Genomic DNA, 7,214 nt, shown 5'->3' with positions numbered 1-7,214 from the left:
TGGCGACGCCGCGTGTCACGGCCGCGTCCAGCGGTTCGCCTGGCTCGACGGTGGTGCCGGGAAGTTTGAGGGTGGCCTTGATGGGGCCGCTGTCGTCACGTTCGAGCAGCAGAATCTGACCGCCACGATCGATGATCACGCCGATTCGTAGTGCGACACAGTCTTTTTGCGCGCGTTCGTACAGTTCGTCGAGCATGGATGCAGGCATCATCCGACTCACCAACCCTCGATCGGTGTACCACCCGGGGCAGTACAGGGATGACCCATTATGACGGTAGAACATGGTCGCGCGTGGCAGGACGGCGTCCGCGCTCCGAGATCGAGCAAGTCGGGGGCGAATCAGACCGTGTGGTCGAACAAAACGGCGTTCAGTGCCGACGTCGTAGGATTCGGCCCCGTGCGACGAGTTCGATGGTGACCGCCACCGCGCACGATCGCGCGAGCAGCATCGACCCGGCGAGCGTGCCTCCACGGATAGCTGGGTGGCGCACTCAGCGTTTCGACAGCGTCGCTTCGGGACACTGACCCGTGTCAGCGATTGTCGATGTCGTCCACGCGGTCGGCTGATCGATTACCGCCGCGGTAACGACTTCGTCGCGTAACTATTCGACGTCGATGGGGGCGGCGGCGTCCATTCGGTCCGTGACGACAGGTTCGAACACCTGTGAACCGATACGGGATAATTAGGACTTCGGCGACAACTCAGGCCGCACAACCACTGTCAACCGATGATGGCGTAACCCGTCGAGCCCTCCCGCCGCACACTTACATTCACCATTGTTTTCCCGCTCAGAGCGCCGATATATGTTCACCGCGCATTGCGCACCAATTTCGCAACGCGCGTTCTTTGGTCAGGATCGCGGACGCTTGCTAAAGTCGCTTCGCGCAACCCCTGGCAGGGGGCACTCCCCGCGGTTTCGTCCGAACAAAGGATGTGGCTTGTGAGAGGGTTTCTGGCAGCTGTGGTAACCGTTGTCGTCGCTAGTGCGTTGATGGGCGAACAGCCCGCTCGGGCGGACGAGGGTCCGCCCATCGGGCCGATGCCGCAGTTGTCGCCCGTAAATCTCCCTCCCTCCCCGCTGCAGACCTGGATCGACGCGAACATCAAGCCGCCGCAGTTGACCGGCGGGCCCGATCAGAGCGCCGGTGACCAGCAGGCGGCATTGTGGCGGGCGATATTGTCGTCGCCGACCGGGGATCAGACCTTCGATGCCTGGCCTGAGAATCTCGCCGGCCTGGAGCCGGGGCAGATCATCGAGGCGCGGGACGTGACCGCGACGGCAGCTCAGCATATGGCGGTACCGATCCAGCGAGCGGTGCTGCTGAAGTTCCGCTCCACCTCGGCGACGGGCACCCCCTCCTTCGGCACCGCCACGTTGATCACGCCCGCGGCCTCGTGGGACGGTCCGGGGCCCCGCCCGGTGGAGGTGAACGCAATGCCGATCAACGCACTCGGGCTGCATTGCACGCCGGGCTACCAGTTGTCGCACGACATCCTCGATCGAACCAATACCGATCTCGTCTGGTTTCTGCCGGCCATCTGGTCGGCCCTGAACAAAGGTCACGCGGTTCTCCTGCCCGACCATGAGGGCCCGCTGATGGCGTACGGCGAGACGAATGTGGCCGGGCACATGATGCTCGATTCGATTCGCGCCGTGCGTAATGCGCTGCCGGAGTTCGGTGACAGCCGCTATGTGGTCGAAGGCTACTCGGGTGGAGCGATCGCCGCGTACGCCACTGCGATGTTGCAGAGCGAGTACGCGCCGGAGCTGTCGGACGTTCTGATGGGGGTGGCCTCGGGTGGACTCGCCGCCGACTACCGAAATATCGCCCACCGTTTCAACGGCTGGATCGCCTCCGGCATTCTGTTGTCGGTGTCGACGGCGATAGCGCGCGAACATCCGGAATTGCTCCAGTACATGAATCATCTCGCGCAGTGGGTGACCACTTCTCCCACGCGAGATCTCTGTGGTGACGCCGACGGACCGCTCGGCGTCGTCGGTATCCCGATGGATGTGGCGACCAATATCGGCAACTCACTCGACAGTCCGGTAGCCGAAAATCTGTATCGCCAACTGGATCTGTCCGACCGGAAATCGGGTGTGCCACTGTATATCTACCACGGTGCGTGGGATCCGTGGATTCCTCTCGAGGACGCTCAGCGTATGTACGGTGAACAATGCAGCCGGGGTGTTCCGGCCATTTTCCGCACAGTGCCCGGTGAGCATCTGAGCAGTTACGTCACCAGCTTTCCCGGCCTCGAGGACTGGATCGACGCGCGACTGCGCGGGGAACCGGCACCGAGCGAATGCCCTAGGTAGCCCGATAATCGTGGCCGGATTTCGCGGCACGACGGCCTTGTGGCAGGACTGTTTTCAGTAGCCATGCCTCGGGTCGATCCTCGTCGGGTGAATGAATGAGACGGGCTATGACGGTTTTCGGACGTGCCCAGGTTCGCGATCACAAACGCTACCTGTGGGTCCTGAGTTCACTGGGCGCCGCGGGAGCTCTGCTGCCCGGGCAACTGGTGACTTTGACAAGGCTCCAATTGTTCTGGTGGATCGGCCCTATCGCGGTGCTCGGGGTGATTCCGCTCCTGGACATCGCGATGGGAGTCGACAGCCGCAACGCGCGTGAGGAAGACTACGACGCGTTGACCGACGATCGGTATTACCGTTGGTGCGTTTACGCATTCCTGCCGATCCAGTTCATCGGGCTGGCCATCGCGGGATTCATGTGGTCGCGTCCCGAACTGAAGCTGGTCGACAAGTTGGGCTTGGCCGCAACCATGGGATTCGTGTCCGGCCTCGGCATCAACGCGGCACACGAACTGGGCCATCGAGTCGAACGTCTCGAACGCTGGCTGGCGAAAATCGCGCTGGCGCAGTCGTGGTACGGGCACTTCCACGTCGAGCACAACCGCGGCCACCACGTCCGCGTCGCCACACCCGAAGATCCGGCCAGTGCCCGATTCGGCGAGTCGCTCTGGACGTTCTTGCCCCGCAGTTGCCTGGGCGGCTTCCGCTCGGCACTCGTCCTGGAACGAGAACGCCTGTCCCACCGCGGAAAAAGATGGTTCAGCCGGCACAACAACCTGCTGCAGGCGTGGTCCATGAGTGCCGCGCTGTTCGGCGCTTCGATTCTCGCCTTCGGGCCCGTGATCATCCCCTTTCTGATACTGCAGGCCGTGGTCGGCATCGTATTGCTCGAAACGGTGAACTACATCGAGCACTACGGGTTGCTGCGTCGGCGCCGCGCGGACGGTCGTTACGCGCGGTGTTCACCGCGCGACAGTTGGAACAGCGACCGCCTGGTGACCAACGTCTTCCTGTTCCACCTGCAACGCCACAGCGACCACCATGCCAACCCGGGCCGTCGATACCAGACTCTGCGCACCTCCGAAGAGTCGCCGCAGCTGCCCTACGGTTACGCCACCATGATCGTGCTGGCGTTGATTCCGCCGTTGTGGCGCAAGGTGATGGATCCCCGTCTGCTCGCCCACTACGACGGCGACATGACCCTGGTCAATACGTTGCCATGAGCGCCGCCGGTATCGGCCACCGGGGATCGCCACGCGCAAATCGCGGCCGATTGGCCCGACGGTGGGCGGGTAAGGCGTAGATGACCGACCGCCGGTCGCGGGGGCCGCGGCTGCCGGATCGGCGGTTGTCCCGAAATCGGATCCTTCAGGAGGTTTCATGTCCACCGACGCCATCGTGCTGCTGCGCGAGGACCACAAGCAGATCCGCAAATTGTTCCGCGAATTCGAGAAAGCGGGATCCGATGCGCACGCGACGAAGAGCCGTATCGTCGACAAGATCATCGAAGCGTTGACCGTACATACCTATCTCGAGAACGAGGTCATGTATCCGGAGGTCCGCGAGCTGGTGCCGGAGGTCGAGGACGACATCCTCGAGTCCTACGAGGAACATCATGTCGCCGATGTCCTGGTCATGGAGCTGTCGACGATGAAGCCCGAAGACGAACGCTTCACCGCGAAGGTCACGGTGCTGATCGAGAATGTCGATCATCACATCGGCGAAGAAGAGGACGAGTGGTTCCCGAAGGTGCGAGAACACCTGGGGCGCAAGCAACTTCAGGATATCGGCGCTCGGATGCTGGAATTGCGTGAGAAGGCGCCGACCACCCCCGCCGCCCCGAAGGCCCTGAAAAAGGCACTCGACGCGCTCACCGCCTGAACTGCCGTCGAAATCTGAGATTCAGCGGGCCAGCTCCAGGACCGCCGCGCGGCAGGCCGCCCACGCGGAGGACGTCACATCGATGGGTGCGAAGTGGTCGATGCCGGGGAGCAGCAGTAACCGGGAGTCGTCCCCGGCGCGTCGAGCTGCGGCGACGAAGCGCTGCGACTGGGTCAGTGGCACGTCGTCATCAGCCGTGCCGTGCACGCACACCGAAGGCACGCCCATCGGAAGCAGTGCGCTGGGACTGGCCGGCGAGCGGGCCTCGGGGTCGTCGGCCCAGGCGCCCAGGAAGTTGCGGACGGCGCCGGAACCCAGGTCCTCCTTCAGCGCGAGTTCGAGGTCCAGAACCCCTGCCTGGCTGACGAATCCGGTCAGCGGTACGCGGGGCGAGGCTCCGGGGGAACCGGCGGGCAGTGACCCTCGACCTGCCAGCCAGCCGGCCAGCTGACCTCCCGCCGAGTGTCCGATCGCGACGACTCGTGACAGGTCGAGACTGCCGGCTTCCAGCGTCCGACCGAGTGCGGCGAGCAGGTCGACAGCGGCGGCAACGTCGAGACAGGTGGCCGGCCAACCGCCGCTTCCGCGGTCCGGGTCGTCGCCCACCCGCCGGTATTCGATATTCCAGGCAGCGAAGCCGTGCCGTGCCAGATCCTCGGCCGGATCGGAGGTCAGCTCGGCACCGTAGGCCGTTCGCCAGAAGCCGCCGTGGATGACCACGGCCACCGGCCAGCGGCCGGGGTCGTCGGGAACGCTGAGAAAGCCGTGCTGGCTCGGGTGGGTGCCGTAACGCACCAACGTCATCGGCGGGAGCCCTCACTCAAGCGATCGATCAGGAAGCCGAGCCCGACGGTGCCCCCGGTGCCCCGGCGGTCCCCGATGAAGCGGCGGACGACGTCCAGATGGTTCAGCCGCCAGCGCGTGAGGCCGGCGATGAATACGTCGAGCTGCGCGCCCAGGTGCACACGCTGCCGGCGGTCGTTGCTGTCGCCGTCGCGCCGATCGGTCACGATCTCCAGCAAAGCTGTCACGGGAGCATGGCGAACACCGGCCAGCATGGTCGCCAACTGGGTCGACTGTGCCGCGCTCACTCCCTGCAACCGAGGCCGGAACTGGTGGAACGCATCCACCGCGAGATGTTGCAGGGCACTCTCTGTCGACATCATCAGTTCGAGCACGGCATTGGCACGCTTCAGCCGATCGATCGCCCGGTCGAACTCCGCCCGACGGGCGGCCTCCAGCGCGAGCTCGAGATCCACCAGGATCTGCGAAACCCACAGTTCCGAGGTCTGGTGGACGACCAGGAAGTACCTTTCGTCGCTCCACGCGGAACGGTCGCCGTTCGCGAACAATGGCTCAACGGCGCCGAGCAGCTGGTCGAGGTGAAGGTAATCGGCGTAGCTGAGCCGCTCTTTCGTGGGCTTGTTCTCGGCCTCGGGGGCGCCGGTGTGGTCGGGCAGATCGCCGACCGGGCACGCGGCGGGAACTGTGTCCACCGAGCCGGCATCGATAGGAGTCATCGTGGTTCCACCTTGTCGCGCATACGCGCAGATACCGCCGAGGGCTTCGAACCACAGCCGGCTGAGCCTCGTGATCGCCGCGCGATCGAGCTTGGATGATGCCCACGTCCACTGGGCATGCAGGTGCGGGCCGCTGTCGCTGTCGACGGTGACAGCATTGACGGCCGCGGTGTGCGCGAGTGGCATAGCGTGATCGGCGTTGGCGCTGTCGGTGAACAACGAACCCCAATAGCCGATCCGCCAGACATCACCATCGTCCGAAGCGTCGAGCACCGGTACGCCCAGGCGTCCCAGATAGTTGAATCCGATCGGCGGGTCGGAACCGGTCAGGTCGACGTCGGTGTTCAGATAGCGCAGCACGCCGTAGGTCACCGGGTTCGGGACCGTGCGAAGTTGCTCCTCGGCGTCATGGATCACTGTCCCCAGCGCTGTGTCGCCGGCCGTTACCTGCGACCACGACAGTCCACCCACCGCCAGCGACACCGGGTACTTGGTCGTGAACCAGCCCACGGTGCGCGACAGGTCGACGCCGGGGGCCAGCTCCTCGTCGCGCCCGTGGCTCTCCACGTCGATACCGATCGGTGTGCCGCCGTTGCCCAGAAACTCCGTCCACGCCAACGCGAACGCGATCAACAGGATCTCGTGGACTCCGGCATGAAAGGCCGCGGGCACCTCACCGAGGATCGTGCGGGTGGTCTCGACGTCCAGCGACACCTCCATGTGCTCAGCGGAGGCGAACGTATCCTCGGGCTGAACCGCCGGCAGCGCGGCGGGGATCGCCGCCACCTTCCTCCACGCGGCCGCCTGGCCGACGATGTCCGGACGGCACGCGTGCTCGGCCAGCAGCGACGCCCACCGGGCGAACGACGTCCCGGCTGCCGGCAACGTGACCTGCTGCCCCGCCCGGTGTTGGGCCCAGGCGGTGTTGAGGTCGTCGAGCAGAATCCGCCACGACACCACATCGACGGACAGATGATTCACCACCAGCGCCAACTGGCGGGTGGACGCGACCCACAGCGCGCTGAGCATCACCCCGGCGGCCGGGTTCAACCGAGATTGCGCCTTCGTCAGCTCTTCATCGGACAACTCGTCGACCGATTGCAGACAAGTGCTCGCATCCACCGAACCCGCCTCCGGCACTTGCAACGACCACCCACCGGCGCCGTCGTCGTCGACGCGGAGCCGCAGCATCGCATGCCGATCCAGCAGCGCCTGCAGCATCACCACCACGTCGGTTTCGGTGACCCCCGCGGGCGCCTGCACCAACGCCATCAGATTGAACTGCTCGATCGGGCCGCGAACACCGTGCAGCCAGCGCATGATCGGGGTCGCGACCACCTGCCCGACACCCTCGTCGATCGGACCACCCGCACCGCCGGCCACCTCGGCCACCTCGGCCAGGCGAGCGACGGTCTGCTCGACGAAAATATCGCGCGGCCTGAACACGAGGCCGGCCGTACGGGCGCGCGCCACCACCTGCATCGACGAAATGCTG

The 7,214-nt window shown here is 65.0% G+C and carries 6 protein-coding genes; 3 read left to right on the top strand and 3 right to left on the bottom strand.

Going from position 1 to position 7,214, the window contains the following annotated elements; genetic code table 11:
• Positions 1-211, bottom strand: a 211-nt coding sequence (locus tag IRT45_RS35660; RefSeq protein ID WP_194810163.1) for an NUDIX domain-containing protein, incomplete at its 3' end; no start/stop codon positions are given.
• Positions 212-992: 781 nt separating this feature from the next.
• On the opposite strand from IRT45_RS35660, the gene IRT45_RS35655 reads away from it, so the two are divergent.
• The 3 genes from IRT45_RS35655 to IRT45_RS35645 all read left to right on the top strand — a co-directional run bounded on the left by IRT45_RS35655 (position 993) and on the right by IRT45_RS35645 (position 4,199).
• Complete coding sequence (locus tag IRT45_RS35655) at positions 993-2,321, top strand: lipase family protein (RefSeq protein ID WP_228535989.1); 1,329 nt, start codon at positions 993-995, stop codon at positions 2,319-2,321.
• A gap of 107 nt (positions 2,322-2,428) precedes the next feature.
• Positions 2,429-3,541 (top strand): alkane 1-monooxygenase, encoded by a 1,113-nt coding sequence (locus IRT45_RS35650; protein ID WP_228535987.1) that lies wholly within the window; start codon positions 2,429-2,431, stop codon positions 3,539-3,541.
• A gap of 157 nt (positions 3,542-3,698) precedes the next feature.
• The gene (locus tag IRT45_RS35645) at positions 3,699-4,199 is read left to right on the top strand and encodes a hemerythrin domain-containing protein (RefSeq protein ID WP_194810161.1); all 501 of its coding nucleotides are present in this window, start codon (positions 3,699-3,701) and stop codon (positions 4,197-4,199) included.
• Positions 4,200-4,220: 21 nt separating this feature from the next.
• Here IRT45_RS35645 and IRT45_RS35640 read toward each other — a convergent pair whose 3' ends face one another.
• The gene (locus IRT45_RS35640) at positions 4,221-5,003 is read right to left on the bottom strand and encodes a S9 family peptidase (RefSeq protein ID WP_194810160.1); all 783 of its coding nucleotides are present in this window, start codon (positions 5,001-5,003) and stop codon (positions 4,221-4,223) included.
• The coding region (locus IRT45_RS35635; RefSeq protein WP_228535985.1) for a tryptophan 2,3-dioxygenase family protein at positions 5,000-7,214 on the bottom strand (2,215 nt) is incomplete at its 5' end. The genes IRT45_RS35640 and IRT45_RS35635, both read right to left, overlap by 4 nt.

Origin of the sequence: Nocardia sp. BSTN01, from assembly GCF_015354405.1 — a bacterium.
Lineage (GTDB): Bacteria > Actinomycetota > Actinomycetes > Mycobacteriales > Mycobacteriaceae > Nocardia.
This window is presented reverse-complemented; position numbering and strand designations above follow the sequence as displayed.

What these genes read in the sequence shown, in the direction of transcription:
- IRT45_RS35655 (WP_228535989.1), top strand. Translation starts at nt 993, where the DNA reads ATGGGCGAACAGCCCGCTCGGGCGGACGAGGGTCCGCCCATCGGGCCG.
- IRT45_RS35650 (WP_228535987.1), top strand. Translation starts at nt 2,429, where the DNA reads ATGACGGTTTTCGGACGTGCCCAGGTTCGCGATCACAAACGCTACCTG.
- IRT45_RS35645 (WP_194810161.1), top strand. Translation starts at nt 3,699, where the DNA reads ATGTCCACCGACGCCATCGTGCTGCTGCGCGAGGACCACAAGCAGATC.
- IRT45_RS35640 (WP_194810160.1), bottom strand. Translation starts at nt 5,003, where the DNA reads ATGACGTTGGTGCGTTACGGCACCCACCCGAGCCAGCACGGCTTTCTC.